Annotated in this window: 17 protein-coding genes; 9 read left to right on the top strand and 8 right to left on the bottom strand. The window is 61.0% G+C overall.

From position 1 onward, the window contains the following. Positions 1-4: 4 nt before the first annotated feature. Genes KBY08_RS12985 through lnt form a run of 4 tightly spaced genes read left to right on the top strand, consistent with a single transcriptional unit; the run spans position 5 to position 3917 of the window. Complete coding sequence (locus KBY08_RS12985; protein WP_003399802.1) at positions 5-1027, top strand: PhoH family protein; 1023 nt, start codon at positions 5-7, stop codon at positions 1025-1027. Then, positions 1020-1520: an rRNA maturation RNase YbeY gene (ybeY, locus tag KBY08_RS12990; protein WP_003399800.1), complete on the top strand. Its 501-nt coding sequence runs from the start codon at positions 1020-1022 to the stop codon at positions 1518-1520. The genes KBY08_RS12985 and ybeY overlap by 8 nt, the downstream gene beginning before the upstream one ends. Positions 1521-1525: 5 nt before the next feature. Further along, positions 1526-2368 carry an HlyC/CorC family transporter gene (locus KBY08_RS12995; RefSeq protein ID WP_003368790.1) on the top strand — a complete coding sequence of 281 codons (843 nt, stop codon included), beginning with the start codon at positions 1526-1528 and terminating at the stop codon, positions 2366-2368. Between the two features lie 28 nt (positions 2369-2396). Beyond that, positions 2397-3917: an apolipoprotein N-acyltransferase gene (gene lnt / locus KBY08_RS13000; protein ID WP_024643052.1), complete on the top strand. Its 1521-nt coding sequence runs from the start codon at positions 2397-2399 to the stop codon at positions 3915-3917. A 66-nt stretch (positions 3918-3983) separates the two neighbouring features. Here the strand turns inward: lnt and KBY08_RS13005 are convergent, their stop codons facing one another. Both KBY08_RS13005 and KBY08_RS13010 read right to left on the bottom strand, forming a co-directional pair. Then, the gene (locus KBY08_RS13005) at positions 3984-4754 is read right to left on the bottom strand and encodes a YdcF family protein (RefSeq protein ID WP_111522208.1); all 771 of its coding nucleotides are present in this window, start codon (positions 4752-4754) and stop codon (positions 3984-3986) included. A gap of 120 nt (positions 4755-4874) precedes the next feature. Continuing rightward, entirely contained in the window at positions 4875-5216 is a 342-nt protein-coding gene (locus KBY08_RS13010) for a hypothetical protein (RefSeq protein WP_111522209.1), read from the bottom strand. A 314-nt stretch (positions 5217-5530) separates the two neighbouring features. On the opposite strand from KBY08_RS13010, the gene leuS reads away from it, so the two are divergent. From leuS to KBY08_RS13035, 5 genes are all read left to right on the top strand, one after another. After that, complete coding sequence (leuS, locus tag KBY08_RS13015) at positions 5531-8137, top strand: leucine--tRNA ligase (RefSeq protein ID WP_058822767.1); 2607 nt, start codon at positions 5531-5533, stop codon at positions 8135-8137. Positions 8138-8226: 89 nt separating this feature from the next. Then, positions 8227-8832, top strand: coding sequence for an LPS assembly lipoprotein LptE (gene lptE / locus KBY08_RS13020; RefSeq protein WP_024639412.1), 606 nt, complete (start codon positions 8227-8229; stop codon positions 8830-8832). Between the two features lie 41 nt (positions 8833-8873). After that, a complete protein-coding gene (gene holA / locus KBY08_RS13025) occupies positions 8874-9911 on the top strand; it encodes a DNA polymerase III subunit delta (protein WP_003368796.1) in 1038 nt (345 codons plus the stop codon). Positions 9912-10201: 290 nt separating this feature from the next. Beyond that, positions 10202-10357 carry an alternative ribosome rescue factor ArfA gene (gene arfA / locus KBY08_RS13030; protein ID WP_002555325.1) on the top strand — a complete coding sequence of 52 codons (156 nt, stop codon included), beginning with the start codon at positions 10202-10204 and terminating at the stop codon, positions 10355-10357. Between the two features lie 83 nt (positions 10358-10440). Next, positions 10441-11778 (top strand): lytic murein transglycosylase, encoded by a 1338-nt coding sequence (locus KBY08_RS13035; RefSeq protein ID WP_024639414.1) that lies wholly within the window; start codon positions 10441-10443, stop codon positions 11776-11778. A gap of 291 nt (positions 11779-12069) precedes the next feature. Here the strand turns inward: KBY08_RS13035 and lipA are convergent, their stop codons facing one another. The 6 genes from lipA to mltB form a co-directional block, all read right to left on the bottom strand. Continuing rightward, complete coding sequence (lipA, locus tag KBY08_RS13040) at positions 12070-13077, bottom strand: lipoyl synthase (RefSeq protein WP_002555327.1); 1008 nt, start codon at positions 13075-13077, stop codon at positions 12070-12072. Beyond that, positions 13070-13726 (bottom strand): lipoyl(octanoyl) transferase LipB, encoded by a 657-nt coding sequence (lipB, locus tag KBY08_RS13045; protein WP_103754493.1) that lies wholly within the window; start codon positions 13724-13726, stop codon positions 13070-13072. Before lipB ends, lipA begins: the two co-directional genes overlap by 8 nt. Then, positions 13726-14001, bottom strand: a complete 276-nt coding sequence (locus KBY08_RS13050; RefSeq protein ID WP_003340907.1) for a DUF493 domain-containing protein — start codon at positions 13999-14001, stop codon at positions 13726-13728. Before KBY08_RS13050 ends, lipB begins: the two co-directional genes overlap by 1 nt. Positions 14002-14091: 90 nt before the next feature. Then, positions 14092-15252 carry a D-alanyl-D-alanine carboxypeptidase family protein gene (locus tag KBY08_RS13055; protein WP_003399777.1) on the bottom strand — a complete coding sequence of 387 codons (1161 nt, stop codon included), beginning with the start codon at positions 15250-15252 and terminating at the stop codon, positions 14092-14094. Positions 15253-15493: 241 nt separating this feature from the next. Further along, on the bottom strand, positions 15494-16522 hold the full coding sequence (locus tag KBY08_RS13060; protein ID WP_011268986.1) for a septal ring lytic transglycosylase RlpA family protein: 1029 nt from the start codon (positions 16520-16522) through the stop codon (positions 15494-15496). Next, complete coding sequence (mltB, locus tag KBY08_RS13065) at positions 16522-17529, bottom strand: lytic murein transglycosylase B (RefSeq protein WP_104684574.1); 1008 nt, start codon at positions 17527-17529, stop codon at positions 16522-16524. The genes KBY08_RS13060 and mltB overlap by 1 nt, the downstream gene beginning before the upstream one ends. Between the last annotated feature and the right edge of the window lie 14 nt (positions 17530-17543).

The raw sequence follows: 17543 nt of genomic DNA on the forward strand, positions 1-17543 counted from the left end.
GACCTTGAACGCACCCATAGAACCTCATCGCTTCACCCTCGAGCCTTTCGAGGCCCATCGTTTCGCCAACTTGTGCGGGCAACTCGACGAGCACTTGCGCCTGATCGAGCAACGCCTGGACATCGAGATCCGCAATCGCGGCAATCAATTCGAGCTCATTGGCGACCCCAAACAAAGTCATTCCGCCGAGAACCTTCTGCGCCGTCTGTACCGGGAAACCAAAGGTACCGAACTGACGCCGGACATGGTCCACCTGTTTCTCCAGGAATCGGGTGTGGACGGCCTCGACAACCACCCTGCCGCCGAAGTCGGCGTCTCGCTGCGCACCAAAAAGGGCATGATTCGCCCGCGCGGCCTGAACCAGCAGCGTTACGTCAAGGAAGTCCTCAGCAACGATATCAACTTCGGCATCGGCCCGGCGGGTACCGGCAAGACCTACCTGGCGGTGGCCTGCGCGGTGGATGCACTGGAGCGCGAGCAGATCCGACGCATCCTGCTGGTGCGCCCGGCGGTCGAGGCTGGCGAGAAGCTGGGCTTCCTGCCCGGCGATCTGGCGCAGAAGATCGACCCGTACCTGCGCCCGCTGTATGACGCGCTTTACGAAATGCTCGGTTTCGAATACGTCGCCAAGCTGATCGAGAAGCAGGTCATTGAAGTGGCACCGCTGGCTTACATGCGCGGACGCACCCTTAATAACAGCTTCATCATTCTCGACGAAAGTCAGAACACCACCGTCGAGCAGATGAAGATGTTCCTGACCCGTATCGGCTTCGGCTCCACGGCCGTGATCACCGGCGACATCACCCAGGTCGACCTGCCCAAAGGCACTCGCTCCGGGCTGACGCATGTCATCGATGTGCTCAAGGACGTGCCGGGCATCAGCTTCACGCACTTCAAACCCAAGGATGTGGTTCGCCACCCGCTGGTACAGCGCATCGTCGAAGCCTACGAGCGTTTCGACGACCGCCTCAGCGATGGTCCGTCGGGCAACAACAGTTACCCACGGGACAAACACCGCGATGCTTGAGCTGGACCTGCAGGTTGCAAGCGAGACAAGCGCCCCTGACGAAGCCCGATTGCGCCTCTGGTGTGAAATGGGCTTGCGTCAGCGCAGTGCCGACTCCGAGCTGACCATCCGCCTGGTTGACGAAACCGAAGGCCGTGAGCTCAATAACACCTGGCGACACAAAAATTACGCAACAAACGTGCTTTCATTCCCGGCGGACGTTCCGGACGACATGCTGGACATCCCGTTGCTGGGCGATCTGGTCATCTGCGTTCCGGTCGTCAACCGTGAAGCCGTTGAACAGGGCAAGTCCGTCGACGCGCACTGGGCGCACATGGTCATTCATGGCTGCCTGCATCTGTTGGGTTACGACCACATCGATGATGAAGAAGCCGAAGAAATGGAAGCACTGGAACGAACGTTGCTTGAGGAGCTGGGCTATCCCGATCCTTACGCCGACGACGAAAGTGCCGACCCTCCCCATTCAGACACACCAAGCAAGGACCACGAGTAAGGGCTATGAGCGAAGACCGATCGAGCAACGGGCAAAAGTCATGGTTGGGTAAACTGACCCAGGCCTTTGTCCATGAGCCGAAAAACCGCCAGGAGCTGCTTGAGCTGCTGCGCGAAGCCCACCAGAACAAACTGCTGGACAGCGAAGCGCTGGCCATCGTCGAGGGCGCCATTCAAGTGGCTGACCTGCAAGTGCGCGACATCATGGTGCCGCGCTCGCAGATGATCAGCATCAAGGCGACCCAGACACCCCGTGAATTTCTGCCGGCGGTCATCGATGCTGCGCACTCGCGCTATCCGGTGATCGGCGAGAGCCACGATGACGTGCTCGGTGTGCTGCTGGCCAAGGATCTGCTGCCGCTGATCCTCAAGGCCGACGGCGACAGTGATGACGTCAAGAAGCTGCTGCGTCCGGCCACCTTCGTGCCCGAATCCAAGCGTCTCAACGTGCTGCTGCGCGAGTTTCGCGCCAACCACAACCACATGGCCATCGTCATTGACGAATACGGCGGCGTGGCAGGTCTGGTGACCATCGAAGACGTGCTGGAACAGATCGTCGGCGATATCGAAGACGAGCATGACGTCGAGGAAGACAGCTACATCAAACCGCTGCCCAGCGGCGACTTCCTGGTCAAGGCCCTTACCCCGGTCGAGAATTTCAACGAATTCTTCGACAGCACGTTCTCGGACGACGAGTTCGACACCGTGGGCGGTCTGGTGATGAATGCCTTCGGCCATCTGCCCAAGCGCAACGAAATCACTGAAATCGGTGCTTATCGTTTCCGCATCCTGAGCGCTGACAGCCGTCGCATTCATTTGCTGCGCGTGACGCCCATTTCACGTCCGTAAACACCTGATGCTGCTTTAAGGAATCTACATGCGCTGGATAACCCGCCCCGGCTGGCCCGGTAACCTGCTGGCCCTGGCGGCTGGCGGGCTCACGACTCTGGCCCTGGCGCCTTTCGACCTCTGGCCTCTGGTGCTGGTGGCAGTGGCGATGTTCTATCTGGGCCTGCGCGACCTGAACCCGCGCCAGGCACTGGCCCGTGGCTGGTGCTACGGCTTCGGTCTGTACGGCGCCGGCACCAGCTGGATCTACGTCAGCATTCACACCTACGGCGGCGCGTCTGTACTGCTGGCCGGGCTGCTGATGCTGCTGTTCATCGCCGCCATTGCCCTGTTCTTTGCCCTGCCCGCCTGGGTCTGGGCGCGCTGGCTGCGTCGCAATGAGGCACCGCTGGCTGATGCGCTGGCCTTCGCAGCCCTGTGGCTGTGGCAGGAAGCGTTTCGCGGCTGGTTTCTCACCGGTTTCCCGTGGCTCTATTCCGGCTACAGTCAGCTCGACGGTCCACTGGCCGGGCTCGCCCCCGTCGGCGGCGTATGGCTGATTTCGTTCTCGCTGGCGATGACTGCTGCACTGTTGTGCAACCTGCACCGCCTGCGTGAACGCAAATCGTTTCTGGCCATGGGCGTGGTGCTGTTGCTGGCCCCGTGGGTGACAGGCCTGGCCCTCAAGGGGCACGCCTGGACATCGCCGTCCGGCGCGCCACTGAAAGTCGCGGCGATGCAGGGCAACGTCGAACAAAGCATGAAGTGGGACCCGCAAAAGCTCAACGATCAGCTGGCCCTGTACCGCGACATGACTTTCCGTTCGCAGCAGGCAGACCTGATCGTCTGGCCGGAAACCGCCGTGCCGGTGCTCAAGGAAAGCGCAGAAGGCTATCTGTCGATGATGGGCAAGTTCGCTTCGGACCGCGGCGCGGCACTGATCACCGGCGTACCGGTGCGCGAACCGACCGGGCGCGGTGAGTACCGCTATTACAACGGCATCACGGTCACAGGTCAGGGTGACGGCACCTACTACAAGCAGAAACTTGTGCCGTTCGGTGAGTACGTGCCGCTGCAGGACCTGCTGCGCGGGCTGATTTCCTTCTTCGATCTGCCAATGTCGGACTTCGCGCGCGGCCCGAACGATCAGGCGTTATTGCAGGCCAAGGGTTATCACATCGCGCCGTTCATCTGCTACGAAGTGGTCTATCCGGAGTTCGCCGCAAGCCTGTCGGCGCAAAGCGACCTGCTGCTGACGGTCAGCAACGACACCTGGTTCGGCACCTCGATAGGCCCTCTGCAACACTTGCAAATGGCCCAGATGCGCGCCCTTGAAGCGGGTCGCTGGATGATCCGCGCCACCAACAACGGCGTGACCGCGCTGATCGACCCGTTCGGCCAAATCACCGAGCAGATTCCGCAGTTCGAACGCGGCGTGCTGTACGGCGAAGTAGTGCCGATGCATGAACTCACGCCCTATCTGCACTGGCGCTCGTGGCCGCTAGCGATTGTCTGCCTGCTGCTGTTTGGCTGGGCATTGATGGCGGCACGGATTTCCAAGACCGTCTGACTGCACGAAGCCGGTTTCATCTGCCTGCAGGCGGAATCGGCTTCAAATGATCACTGCTCCAGATGATCATTGCCCCTTCCGATAGACCCACGGATACACCAGCAAGCCTGCGGCTTCATTGAGCAGCATCCCGCTCTGCGTGAACACGCGACTTTCAGGCAGCCAGCCACCAAAAGGCCGAGCGTTGTCGACCCCCAGAAAGCCGACCGACGCACCCACCACCGTGAAACCCGCCTGCTCGAAGCTCCAGCGTGCCCGCGGCATGTGCCAGGCCTGAGTCACCAATACCACGCGCTTGATGCCTTGCGGCTGCAGAATCGCGGCGCTCATGGTCGCGTTTTCCCACGTGGTGCGACTCAGACCCTCCTGCCAGCGCACCGCCACAGCAAAATCATCCTGCAGCGACTGCGCCATGATCGACGCTTCACTGGGCGGCTGGTCAAAATGCAGGCCGCCAGAGGTCAGTATCGGCAGTCCGGATTCTTTCGCCAATCGAGCCGCCAAACGCAAGCGCTCGAGTCCAAGACCGGTGGGCGTGTCTGTGCCCCAGGTCGGCGAGTTGCGCTCGCGCCCGTTGCCCAGGACCACAATGGCATCCGCCTGCTGCGCCAGCATCGCCCACCGCTGTTGCGGCAAGGGCGGGATCTGCTCCAGTCTACGAGCGGCGAACTCTACGGCGACCGGCAGACTCATCAGCCACAATCCGCCAAGGCCGACCGCAAAGAACGCCGTCGCCAGACGTGGCCGGGAGCGACGCAACCACCAGCCGAGGATCAGCAGGACAAACAGAATGCCGGGCGGCAAAAGGAGGGTTTTGAGCAGGTAACGCAAGGGCATCGGGACATCTCCATGAGTGCCCGCAGCCTAGAATGTTTGCAGGCACGCGACAATGCCTGGAGCAGGAAGCCGATGATAGCCAGGCCATTGGCCTGCGCGCGCAGGCAGGCGTGCAATTGCCTAAGTGTTACGGCCCAGCCGTACTGACGCCTTGGCTCGTCGCCGATCCTTCAGCCACACGATCGTGGCTGACGCTCGGGGCGACCGGCCATGCTCCGCAGCAACCACACCGCTGCCCGTAGACGTGTCCACGACAGCTGCGCCTGCGTCCCCGCTACCTTTTTCGAGATAGGCCTCGATCAACTGGAACTCGGCGCGGCTCAACCCCTTGAGCTCAAGCTCGGCAGGCGACTCGTTTCGGAGCCGGACCGAGGTACTCGCCGTCTCGAGTGCAAGTCCGAGACGGTCGATCAGGCGCCCATACAGCCTGGATAGACTTACAACATGCTGCAACTCTGTCATCCGCTCACCTCATCGAAGATAAATCATCACCCTCGCGTTTGAGCTTAGCGCTGCTGCAAGAACCGGCATGGAACTACGACCAACGGCCAGATAAGGTTGTCGGCCGGGCGTTGAGCCCACACGGGGACGCAATCAGGGTTTCCCTCGATAGACGGCCCTCATGTATGCTACTGCGCTTCCTGTAATTCCACTTCCGCGCTCTTGAGCCCGAACGCACCGCACAGACAGTTGCAATTGTCCGCCACGCGGTGCCGACCTGACTCGGCGAAGCAATGAAGAGGTCAAGGGTCACTAATCCTTAGTAAAAAGTAGCCATGCACGAACTCTATCAGCCCCGTGAAATCGAAGCCGCCGCCCAAACGTTCTGGGATGAGCAAAAGTCTTTTGAAGTCAGTGAACAGCCAGGCAAGGACACCTTCTATTGCCTGTCGATGTTTCCTTACCCGAGCGGCAAGCTGCACATGGGTCATGTGCGCAACTACACCATTGGTGACGTGATCTCCCGCTATCAGCGCATGCTCGGCAAGAATGTTCTGCAGCCACTGGGCTGGGACGCTTTCGGCATGCCGGCTGAAAACGCCGCCATCGACAACAACGTCGCGCCGGCCAAGTGGACCTACGAAAACATCGACTACATGAAGACCCAGCTCAAGAGCCTGGGTCTGGCGGTTGACTGGTCGCGCGAAGTCACCACCTGCAAGCCTGATTACTACCGCTGGGAACAATGGCTGTTCACTCGCCTGTTCGAAAAAGGCGTGATCTACCGCAAGAACGGCACCGTGAACTGGGACCCGATCGACCAGACCGTACTGGCCAACGAGCAGGTCATCGACGGCCGCGGCTGGCGTTCCGGCGCGCTGATCGAAAAGCGCGAAATCCCGATGTACTACTTCAAGATCACCGCGTACGCCGATGAGCTGCTGGAAAGCCTCGACGAACTGCCGGGCTGGCCTGAACAGGTCAAGACCATGCAGCGCAACTGGATCGGCCGTTCGCGCGGCATGGAAGTGCAGTTTCCGTACGACCAGGCGTCGATCGGCGAAGCCGGTGCCCTGAAAGTCTTCACCACCCGCCCTGACACCCTGATGGGGGCGACCTACGTCGCCGTGGCGGCTGAACACCCGCTGGCAACCCTGGCCGCTCAAGGCAACCCCGCCCTGCAGGCGTTCATCGATGAATGCAAGGGCGGCAGCGTTGCCGAAGCCGACGTTGCCACACAGGAAAAGAAAGGCCAGGCGACCTCGTTGTTCGTCGAGCATCCACTGACTGGCGAGAAACTGCCGGTGTGGGTCGCCAACTACGTGCTGATGCACTACGGCGATGGCGCGGTCATGGCCGTACCGGCACACGACGAGCGTGATTTCGAGTTCGCCACCCAGTACGGTCTGCCGATCAAGCCCGTGGTACGCACCAGCGCCGGCGACCAAACGCCGGCCCCATGGCAACCGGCCTACGGTGAGCATGGCGAGCTGATCAACTCCGGCGAGTTCACCGGCCTGACCTTCCAGGACGCGTTTGACGCCATTGAAGCCGCGCTGGTCAAGAAATCCCTGGGCCAGTCCCGTACCCAGTTCCGCCTGCGCGACTGGGGCATCAGCCGCCAGCGCTACTGGGGCTGCCCGATCCCTATCGTGCATTGCGACACCTGCGGCGACGTGCCGGTCCCGGAAGACCAGTTGCCGGTTGTCCTGCCTGAGGATGTCGTGCCCGACGGCGCTGGCTCGCCACTGGCGCGCATGCCCGAGTTCTACGAATGCAGCTGCCCGAAATGCGGCGCACCGGCCAAGCGTGAAACCGACACCATGGACACCTTCGTCGAGTCCTCGTGGTACTACGCGCGCTATGCGTCGCCGCATTACGAGGGCGGCCTGGTCGAGCCGAACGCTGCCAACCACTGGCTGCCGGTGGATCAGTACATCGGCGGTATCGAACACGCGATCCTGCACCTGCTCTACGCCCGCTTCTTCCACAAGCTGATGCGCGACGAAGGCCTGGTAACCTCGAACGAACCGTTCAAGAACCTGCTCACCCAGGGCATGGTCAACGCCGAAACCTACTTCCGCATGGAAACCAGCGGCAAGAAAACCTGGATCAACCCGGCCGACGTGACCCTCGAAAGAGACGCCAAGGCCAAGGTGATCAGCGCCAGACTGACCAGCGACGGCTTGCCGGTGGAAATCGGCGGCACTGAAAAGATGTCGAAGTCGAAGAAAAACGGCATCGACCCACAGACCATGATCGACCAGTACGGTGCCGACACCTGCCGTCTGTTCATGATGTTCGCCTCCCCGCCCGACATGAGCCTGGAATGGTCCGACTCGGGCGTCGAAGGTTCGCATCGTTTCCTGCGCCGCGTATGGCGTCTGGCTCAGGCGCATGTAGCTCAAGGGCCATCGACCGGCCTGGACGTTGCGGCGTTGACCGATGAGCAGAAAGCCATCCGCCGCGCGATTCATCAGGCGATCAGACAGGCGAGCCAGGATATTGGCCAGAACCAGAAATTCAACACCGCTGTCGCGCAAGTGATGACGCTGATGAACGTGCTGGAAAAGGCCCCGCAGGACACACCGCAGGATCGCGCCCTGATGCAGGAAGGCGTGGAAACCGTCGCCCTGCTGCTGGCTCCGATCACACCGCACATCAGCCACGAACTGTGGAAGCAACTGGGCCACAATGAGCCGGTGATCGACGCGGGCTGGCCTGCATTCGATGCAAGCGCGCTGGTACAGGACAGTCTGCAACTGGTGATTCAGGTCAACGGCAAGCTGCGTGGTCACATCGAGATGCCCGCCAGCGCCAGCCGCGAAGAGGTCGAAGCGGCCGCACGCGTCAACGAGAACGTATTGCGCTTCACTGATGGCCTGACCATTCGCAAGGTGATCGTCGTGCCTGGCAAGCTGGTCAACATCGTCGCAAGCTGATTGGATCGGGCGCCCGGCAAATGCAGGGCGCCGAACATATTTCCAGGGCACGCACTGGCGGCCCAAACGGATTCAAGGGGAGCATCAAGATGATCAAACGCAATTTGCTGGTGATGGGCCTGGCTGTTCTGTTGAGTGCCTGTGGCTTCCAGCTGCGTGGCACCGGTACCACCGAGCTGGCGATCAAGGAGCTGGATGTCAGCGCCCGCAACGCCTATGGCGAAACCGTGACGCAACTCACTCGCCTGCTGACCAGCTCTGGCGTCAAGGTCTATACCGGCGCGCCTTACAAGCTGATGCTGACCAACGAAGCCGAGACTCAGCGCGCCATCAGCTACTCGGGCTCGGGTCGCTCGGCTGAATACCAGCTGACCACCACCCTGACCTATGAAGTGCATGGCGACAAGGATCGCTTCCTGCTTGGCGATAAAGTCACCGCAGACCGTTCCTACGTGCACGACGGCAACAACCTGACCGGTTCCGACCAGGAAGCCGCCCAGGTTCGTCAGGAAATGCGCAACGACCTGATCCAGAAAATGATGGCTCGCTTGCAGCAACTGACCCCTTCGCGTCTGGACGAGCTACAGGCCAAGGCCGATGCGGTTGCCAAGGCCGAAGCCGACGCACTGGAGGCTGCCCAGCGAATCCGCGACGAGACGCCTCAGCAGTCGCCTGTCGAAGTTCCAGCCAGATAAGTGTCTGGGGCCGGTTCTCCGGCCCCGACATGCTCTGACTCATGAAACTCGCCCCCGCCCAACTCGGCAAGCACTTGCAAGGCACACTTGCGCCCGTCTATGTGATCAGCGGTGACGATCCGCTGCTCTGCCAGGAAGCAGCTGACGCCATTCGCGCAGCCGCACGCCAGCAAGGCTTCGATGAGCGGCAGGTATTCAGCGCCGACGCCAGCTTCGACTGGGGCACATTGCTCCAGGCGGGTGCCAGCATGTCGCTGTTTGCCGAACGCCGTCTCCTGGAGCTGCGTCTGCCCTCCGGCAAGCCCGGCGACAAGGGTGCTGCGGCACTCATGGAATACTGCGCCAGACCTGCCGAAGACACCCTGCTGCTGATCAGCCTGCCCAAGCTCGATGGCAGTGCGCAGAAAACCAAATGGGGCAAGGCTCTGGTCGAGGGTGCGCAAACCCAGTTCGTGCAAATCTGGCCCGTGGACATCGGCCAGCTGCCGCAATGGATCCGCCAGCGCCTGTCGCAGGCAGGTCTGGCAGCGACTCAGGACGCTGTCGAACTGATCGCGGCCCGAGTCGAAGGCAACCTGTTGGCCGCCGCGCAGGAAATCGAAAAGCTCAAATTGATGGCCGAAGAAGGCCAGATCACCGTCGAGACCGTGCAGGCGGCCGTAGCCGACAGTGCGCGCTTCGACGTATTTGGCCTGACCGATGCAGTGCTCAATGGCGAAGCTGCCCACGCGTTGCGCATGCTCGAAGGACTGCGTGGCGAAGGGGTCGAAACGCCAGTGATTCTCTGGGCATTGACCCGCGAACTGCGCGCCCTGGCCAACATGTCGCAACAGTTCAGCCAGGGCGTACCGCTGGACAAGGTGTTCAGCTCGGCACGCCCGCCGATCTGGGACAAGCGCAAGCCGTTGATGAGCAAAGCCCTGCAACGCCACTCGGCCAAACGCTGGAGCCAGCTGCTCATGGATGCGCAACGCATCGATGCGCAGATCAAAGGCCAGGCAGCAGGCTCGCCCTGGAGCAGCCTGAGCCGGCTGGCACTGCTGATGGCGGGGCAACGATTGGCATTGCCTGCGGAGTAGGCAGGTGTTGTCGACTCTCGTTCCCACGCTCTGCGTGGTAATGCCCTTCAGGACGCTCTGCGTCCTCCTGTGACGCGGAGCGTCACGAACTGCATGCCGACGCAGAGCATCGGCACGATAATCAAAGCGACGGGCCTGCACCGGCCCCTTCGCGAGCAAGCTCGCTCCTACAGGTCTTCATTCACTCGGCCAATTACGCGCTCAGCGCCATAGCATACGACTATTGGACACACGCGCCGCTCTGCCCGATGATTCGCAGCGTTTTACAATACCCATCAGGAGCACCTGCCATGAGCAAGCCAAAGCGGCCGAACAAGGCCAAATCCATCATCGCCCAGCCCTTGTTCCGCAGTCGTCAGGAACAACCGGCCAAAGGCAAAGGCAGCTACCGCCGCGAAGCCTTCCAGTCTAAAAGCTGGGAGGCTTCCTGCTTTATGGCAGCCTGATATCGAGCAACATTTCCGGGGCGCTTTCAACCGCTTAGCCGTGTTATGGTCTGCACCTAACGGTAATACCCTTGGACTCAAGCATGCCTTCTCGTTTTACCCATCGCCCGCAGCTGCGCCAACTCATCGCTGCCTCCAGTCTTGTTGCCCTGGTAGCCTGCGCAGAAAAACCCACTGCAGCCGATGCCACACCTCTTCAATCCAGCAAGGTGCAGACAAACGCTCCTGCCGTAGCGCCTACGCCAGCACTGGTCGTTGATGACAACCTCACGATTCAGCCCGCCGTCAGCTTCAGCGAATGGCAGGCCGGCTTCCGTGCCCAGGCGTTGAAGGCAGGCATTCGCGCGGACGTATTCGATCTGGCATTTGCCGGCGTCACCCCCGACATGAGCGTGGTCAAGGCCGACCGCAGTCAGCCTGAATTCAGCCGCCCGGTCTGGGAATACCTTGACGGTGCCATCTCTGCCGCACGCGTACGCAAGGGTCAGGCGCTGCTGTCGCAGTATGCCGACGACCTGCAGAAGATCGAGCAGCAGTACGGCGTCGATCGTCAGACGCTGGTCGCGGTGTGGGGCATGGAAAGTAATTTCGGGTCGTTACAGGGTACGCAATCCGTCATTCGCTCACTCGCCACACTGGCCTATGAAGGTCGCCGTCCCGGCTTTGCACAGAGCCAGTTGCTCGCCGCGCTGGAAATCATCCAGCATGGCGACATAACCCCGGACAAAATGCTGGGTTCGTGGGCCGGTGCGATGGGCCAGACGCAGTTCATCCCTACCACCTACAACACCCACGCCGTGGATTTTGACGGCGATGGCCGCCGTGATATCTGGAATACCCCGGCCGATGCCCTGGCCTCCACCGCACACTACCTGCAAAGTTCCGGCTGGCAGCGTGGTCAGCCCTGGGGCTTTGAAGTGGTGCTCGGCTCGGGGTTCGATTACTCGCTGGCCGACTCGACGACCCGCAAGAGTCTTGCTGAATGGCAGCAACTGGGTCTGAAACAGCCCGACGGCTCAGCCATTCCGGTCGCCGCCAGCCAGCAGCAAGCCGCCTTGCTGTTGCCAGCCGGTTATCGCGGGCCGGCCTTTCTGGTGCTGGACAACTTCCGCGCGATTCTCAAGTACAACAACTCGACCTCCTACGCGTTGGCGATCAGCCTGCTCTCCGATCGCTTCAAGGGCGCGGGCTATGTCGTGGGCAGCTGGCCACGCGGAGACCTGCCGCTGAGCCGCTCAGAGCGCATTGAGCTGCAAACCCTGCTCTCGGCACGCCAGTACGACGCAGGCGCGCCAGACGGCATTATCGGCGCCAATACACGCAAGGCCATCCGCAGTGCGCAGCAATCGCTCGGCTGGCCAGCCGATGGCTACCCGACGCATGAATTGCTGGAGAACCTGCGCAAGCCTGTCGGGCAGTAATCGGGAGGACGCAGAGCGTCCAGAACGGCATGCCAACGCGGAGCATTGGCACGATAGCGTTCTTACGGACGCCTATCGCTCCTCACGCTCCAGCGTGGGAATGCATTTCCGGACGCTCCGCGTCCAATCTCGACTTACGATGCGGTGAAGAGTGTGACGCAGAGCGTCCAGAACGGCATGCCAACTCGGAGCGTTGGCATGATAGTCCGCAGAGAATCGGCACGATAATCCACCGCAAAAAAGAAGGGCCAGGTATCGCTACCTGGCCCTTCCTGTTTTTGCGGCGTGCTGTCAGAGCATCGCCTTGGCGATCTTGGCCTGCTCGTCGGCGTGGTACGAAGAGCGTACCAGCGGCCCTGAAGCGACGTTCTTGAAGCCCATCTTGTAGCCTTCTTCGGCGAACCAGGCAAAGGTGTCCGGGTGGACAAAGCGCTGCACGGGCAAGTGATTGCGTGAAGGCTGCAGGTATTGACCCAGGGTCAGCATGTCGATGTCGTGTTCGCGCATGCGCTGCATGACTTCGATGACTTCTTCGTCGGTCTCGCCCAGTCCCAGCATCAGCCCGGATTTGGTCGGTACGTGCGGGACCATCTGCTTGAAGCGCTGCAGCAGGGTCAGCGACCACTGGTAGTCCGACCCCGGACGCGCAGCCTTGTACAGACGCGGTACGGTTTCCAGGTTGTGGTTGAACACATCCGGCGGCTCGGCGGCGGTGATTTCCAGCGCCACGTCCATCCGCCCACGGTAATCGGGCACCAGCGTTTCGAGCTGCACGCCCGGCGACAGCAGGCGGATTTCACGGATGCAGTCGGCGAAGTGCTGAGCACCACCGTCACGCAGGTCGTCGCGGTCCACCGAGGTGATCACCACGTACTTCAGGCGCAGGTCGGCAATCGCGATGGCGAGGCTCTTCGGTTCGTTGACGTCGAGCGGCTTCGGACGACCATGGCCCACGTCACAGAACGGGCAGCGACGGGTGCAGATGTCGCCCATGATCATGAACGTTGCAGTACCACCGGAGAAGCATTCGCCCAGGTTGGGGCAGGACGCCTCTTCGCAGACGCTGTGCAGCTTGTGCTTGCGCAGCAATTGCTTGATGCGGTCGACTTCCGGAGAAACCGGGATGCGCACGCGAATCCAGTCGGGTTTCTTCGGCAGGTCTACCGTCGGGATGATCTTGACCGGGATGCGCGCAACCTTTTCCGCTCCGCGCAGCTTGACGCCCGCTTCGACTTTCGGACGGGCCACTCGCTCGGAAACATCCAGCGTCGGGATCAGGGTTTGCACGGTGTCAGTCATAATGGTTTATTCCGCCCGTAAGGGTCGCCTGCTCAGCGTAGTCGAGGTGTTTGACGAGCTGCGCACGCAGTCGGGCACTTACCTCGGAAAATTCTATCTGCCCTGCCTGATCGCTCAGTTGGGTCATGGCCAGCCCGGCGTATCCGCACGGGTTGATGCGGCGGAACGGCTCAAGGTCCATGTCGACGTTCAACGCCAGACCATGAAACGAGCAGCCGTTGCGAATGCGCAGACCGAGCGACGCTATCTTCGCGCCGGCAACGTATACGCCGGGGGCATCAGCCTTGGCTGCTGCCTTGACGCCGTAGTCGGCGAGCAAGGCGATGAGGGTGTTCTCGATCCGGGTGACCAGATCGCGAACGCCGAAACCAAGGCGCCTGACATCCAGCATCAGATAAGCCACCAGTTGGCCCGGACCATGATAAGTCACTTGGCCGCCACGATCGACCTGTACGACAGGAATATTACCCGGCAGCAGCAAATGCTCGGCCTTGCCGGACTGTCCCTGAGTGAAAACCGGCGGATGCTGAACCAGCCAGACCTCATCGGCAGCCTCGCGGCCACGCTCGTCGGTAAAGCGCTTCATGGCGTGCCAGGCGGTTTCGTAATCGATCAGGCCCAGATCACGAAAACCCAGCGTACCCGCCATCAGAGCACCATGTGCACGAAACCCGTAGCGCGCAAGGCACTATTGATATCGCGCAACTGGTCTTCGCCGGTAGCGACAATGTGCAGTTGCACAGTGGTGTATTTGCCGTTGCTGCTCTGACGCTCGGCGAGCGTCTTGAGGTCGACCGTGGCATGCTTTTCAAGCACTTCCATCACGGCCGCCGTAAAGCCCACACTGGTGTCACCGATCACCTTGATCGGGTAGTCATTGCAGGGAAATTCTATTTTGTGCGACTTGATGTCGGTATCAGTCATGGCAGTAAAGGTCTCACAAGCCGTGACGACGGACACGCGGCCCGCTCAGATCATGAGCAGGCCGCGAGAAGGTCGGCATTGGTTACTGGATCAGTTGAACAAGCCGTAGAAGAACAGGCGGATGCTATCCCACACGCGGCGGAAAATACCACCTTCCTCAACCCCATCGAGCGCAATCAGATTGGCGGTGTGAACCACCTGATCGTCTTTCTTGACCTCGACCTTGCCGATCACGTCGCCCTTGGCGATTGGCGCAACCAGTTGCGGGTTCATGGTCATGCTGGCAGACAGCTTCTTCATGTCGCCTTTTGGCATGGTCATGCTCAGATCTTCAGCCAGACCGGCCTTGACCTGACGCTCGGTGCCTTTCCAGACCGTGGCCTGGGCCAGCTCGGTGCCCTTCTGATAGAAGTTCTGGGTTTCGAAGAAACGGAAGCCATAGGTCAGCAGCTTCTGGGTTTCAGCCGCACGGGCCTGTTCGCTGTTGGTGCCGAACACTACGGCGATCAGACGCATGCCGTCACGTACTGCCGAGGACACCATGCAGTAGCCGGCTTCATCGGTGTGACCGGTTTTCAGACCGTCAACGGTCTTGTCTCGCCACAGCAGCAGGTTACGGTTAGGCTGTTTGATGCCGTTCCAGAAGAACTCCTTCTGCGAGTAGATCGCATAGTGGGCCGGGTCCTCGTGAATGATCGCGCGTGCCAGGATCGCCATGTCGTGAGCCGACGAGTAGTGCTCAGGGTTCGGCAGACCGGTCGGGTTCATGAAGTGGCTGTTGGTCATGCCCAGGTCGCCGGCAGTCTTGTTCATCATGTCGGCGAAGGCGTCTTCGCTGCCGGCGATGTGCTCGGAAATCGCGACACTGGCGTCGTTACCCGACTGGATGATGATGCCGTGCAACAGGTCGCTGACCGTGACCTGGCTGCCGACCTTGATGAACATCCGCGAACCGCCCGTGCGCCAGGCGTTTTCACTGATCGTCACCGGATCGTTTTCGCCGATCTGGCCGCGACGGATTTCCAGGGTCGCGATGTAGGCGGTCATCAGCTTGGTCAGGCTGGCAGGAGCCAGACGCTGATCACCATTGTTCTCGACCAGGACGTTGCCACTGGTGGCATCCATCAGCACGTAGGCCTTGGCCGCCAGTTGCGGTGCAGCAGGCGTCATCTGCTCTGCCGCCCACACAGTCGGGGTGATAATCAGTGGAACAAGCAGGCACAAACGTTTTGCAAAGGTGGTGATGTTCATCCGTCTCTCGAGAATCCTAATGGGCAAACATGCCCTTGCGGGCAAAACTGAACAGACCGGCGAAGCGAAAACGCTTCGGTACGGCTCGTGGCGCCAGGCTGTAACCCTGGCTGACAAAGTCGCCTGTTCGACACACGACCTTGTGGGCAGTTACCTGCAACGCTTGCCCTGAAAGCAAATCTGCGCCGCGTGCGACTGCATATCGTCCCCCATTATTGCCGGGGAACGATTGTCGAAGAACTTACTGATCCGATGTCACTACGCTCGGCTGACCCAGATTGGCCGACCTGACGCTGTTTTGCAGCTGCTGGGCTTCACCCTGCGTGTCGATCGGTCCCATCCGCACTCGATAGAGTGTTTGCTGATTGCGCGCTATCGAGCTGACGAACACCGGCGCTCGAACCATCCCGCTCAATTTCGACCTCAGGAGTTCCGCAGCGTCCGGGTTGGCGAAGGCTCCCACCTGGAGAAACAGCCCAGCGGCTTGTCCTGAAGCGTTTTTTTTTGCGTCAACCTGCATCGGCACGACGGGTGCAGCGTGCTGCTGAGGCGGCGGTGTGTACTGCTCGACGGTGCCGGTCGAAGTGGACAGCGCAGGCGGCGTCGCCTGGGCAACGACCTGCGGCTGATTGAGCAACAGCGGCGCCGGACGACCCCGTTGCGCCCACCATTCCTGCGGGTCGATACCCTCGACCTTGACCCGAGCCGTGCCGCTTTCGGCATAGCCGAGCTTTTTGGCGGCCGCGTAGGACAGGTCGATGATGCGGTCGGAATAGAACGGCCCGCGATCGTTGACGCGCAGGATCACCGTGCGATTGTTGTCCAGATTGGTCACTTTGACGTAGCTGGGCAGCGGCAGGGTCTTGTGCGCGGCGCTCATGCCGTACAGGTCATACACTTCGCCGTTGGCAGTGTTCTGGCCATGAAACTTGGTGCCATACCAGGAGGCGGTGCCCGAAGCGACGTAACGCTTGGCATCGCTCATCGGGAAGTAGGTCTTGCCCAGCACGGTGTACGGGTTGGCCTTGTAGGCCCCGGTGTGCAGGGTCGGCGTTGCGTCAGGGATACGCGAGACATCCACATCCCACCACGGCGCGCCGTCCTTGTGGGCTCGGTTGATGTCCAGGCCCGGCATCGAGCGCACGACTGCACCGCCTTTTGGCGGCTGCGACGACGTTGTGCGTGACGGCGACGAGCAACTGGCAACCAGCACTGCCAGGCCGGTCAGCGCCAGAAGCTTGAATGATTGAAGAATCGGCGATGCCCGCATTACTTGACGCCTCGAGCTTGAACCAACGATTCAGACAGCTGATATACGGCCATGGCGTACATCACACTGCGGTTATAACGGGTGATTGCATAAAAATTGTTCAAACCCAGCCAGTATTCAGGACCATTGTCGCCTTCCAGACGAAATGCCGTCACCGGCATATCGTCGCGCAGCGCATCATGACTCGCCCAGCCCAGCTGTCGCAACTCCCCGACCGACATTACCGGATCAAGCGCAGGACTCAAGCCCTCGTCAACCCGTTCGCCGCGGGCCGTGGCGCGACTGACCACCGGCTGACCGGCCACCCAGCCATGGCGTTTGAAATAGCTGGCGACACTGCCGATGGCATCGTCCGGGTCGGTCCAGATATTGATGTGACCGTCACCGTCGAAATCCACCGCGTAGGCGCGGAAGCTGCTCGGCATGAACTGCGGCAGCCCCATCGCCCCGGCGTAAGACCCCTTGAGGGTCAGGGGATCGACCTGTTGCTCGCGCGCCAGCAGCAGAAACTCGCGCAGTTCCTTGCGGAAGAACTGGGCACGTGGCGGGTAATCGAAGCCAAGCGTCGACAGGGCATCGATCACCCGGTAATTACCGGTATTGCGGCCGAAGAAGGTTTCTACACCAATGATCGACACGATAATCTGCGCCGGCACGCCATATTCCTGCTCGGCACGCGCCAAGGCGGCCTCATGCTGACGCCAGAAGTCGACACCGCGAGCGATGCGCGTATCGGTGATGAACATCGGCCGATACTCTTTCCACTGCTTGACCCGTTCGGCCGGGCGGGAAATGGCATCGAGAATGGCCTGCTTGCGCTCGACCTCGCGGAACAGGCTCATCAACTGCTCACCGGCAAAGCCATGATCGCGGGTCAGCTCACCAACGAATTCCGCTACCTGGGGCGACCCTTCATAGTCGCCCGCCAGCGCCTCTTGCACCGAGCCAAGGATGCCCACCAGACCGACCACCGGAGCATATCGAGCCCAGTTACGCATTGCTTGCATTGAATAGTTCACCT

It is taken from the genome of Pseudomonas sp. P135 (assembly GCF_020312125.1).
GTDB lineage: Bacteria > Pseudomonadota > Gammaproteobacteria > Pseudomonadales > Pseudomonadaceae > Aquipseudomonas > Aquipseudomonas fragariae.

Coding starts and splice junctions, on each gene's coding strand:
- ybeY (WP_003399800.1), top strand. CDS start 1,020: ATGCTTGAGCTGGACCTGCAGGTTGCAAGCGAGACAAGCGCCCCTGAC.
- KBY08_RS12995 (WP_003368790.1), top strand. CDS start 1,526: ATGAGCGAAGACCGATCGAGCAACGGGCAAAAGTCATGGTTGGGTAAA.
- lnt (WP_024643052.1), top strand. CDS start 2,397: ATGCGCTGGATAACCCGCCCCGGCTGGCCCGGTAACCTGCTGGCCCTG.
- KBY08_RS13005 (WP_111522208.1), bottom strand. CDS start 4,754: ATGCCCTTGCGTTACCTGCTCAAAACCCTCCTTTTGCCGCCCGGCATT.
- KBY08_RS13010 (WP_111522209.1), bottom strand. CDS start 5,216: ATGACAGAGTTGCAGCATGTTGTAAGTCTATCCAGGCTGTATGGGCGC.
- leuS (WP_058822767.1), top strand. CDS start 5,531: ATGCACGAACTCTATCAGCCCCGTGAAATCGAAGCCGCCGCCCAAACG.
- lptE (WP_024639412.1), top strand. CDS start 8,227: ATGATCAAACGCAATTTGCTGGTGATGGGCCTGGCTGTTCTGTTGAGT.
- holA (WP_003368796.1), top strand. CDS start 8,874: ATGAAACTCGCCCCCGCCCAACTCGGCAAGCACTTGCAAGGCACACTT.
- arfA (WP_002555325.1), top strand. CDS start 10,202: ATGAGCAAGCCAAAGCGGCCGAACAAGGCCAAATCCATCATCGCCCAG.
- KBY08_RS13035 (WP_024639414.1), top strand. CDS start 10,441: ATGCCTTCTCGTTTTACCCATCGCCCGCAGCTGCGCCAACTCATCGCT.
- lipA (WP_002555327.1), bottom strand. CDS start 13,077: ATGACTGACACCGTGCAAACCCTGATCCCGACGCTGGATGTTTCCGAG.
- lipB (WP_103754493.1), bottom strand. CDS start 13,726: ATGGCGGGTACGCTGGGTTTTCGTGATCTGGGCCTGATCGATTACGAA.
- KBY08_RS13050 (WP_003340907.1), bottom strand. CDS start 14,001: ATGACTGATACCGACATCAAGTCGCACAAAATAGAATTTCCCTGCAAT.
- KBY08_RS13055 (WP_003399777.1), bottom strand. CDS start 15,252: ATGAACATCACCACCTTTGCAAAACGTTTGTGCCTGCTTGTTCCACTG.
- KBY08_RS13060 (WP_011268986.1), bottom strand. CDS start 16,522: ATGCGGGCATCGCCGATTCTTCAATCATTCAAGCTTCTGGCGCTGACC.
- mltB (WP_104684574.1), bottom strand. CDS start 17,529: ATGCAAGCAATGCGTAACTGGGCTCGATATGCTCCGGTGGTCGGTCTG.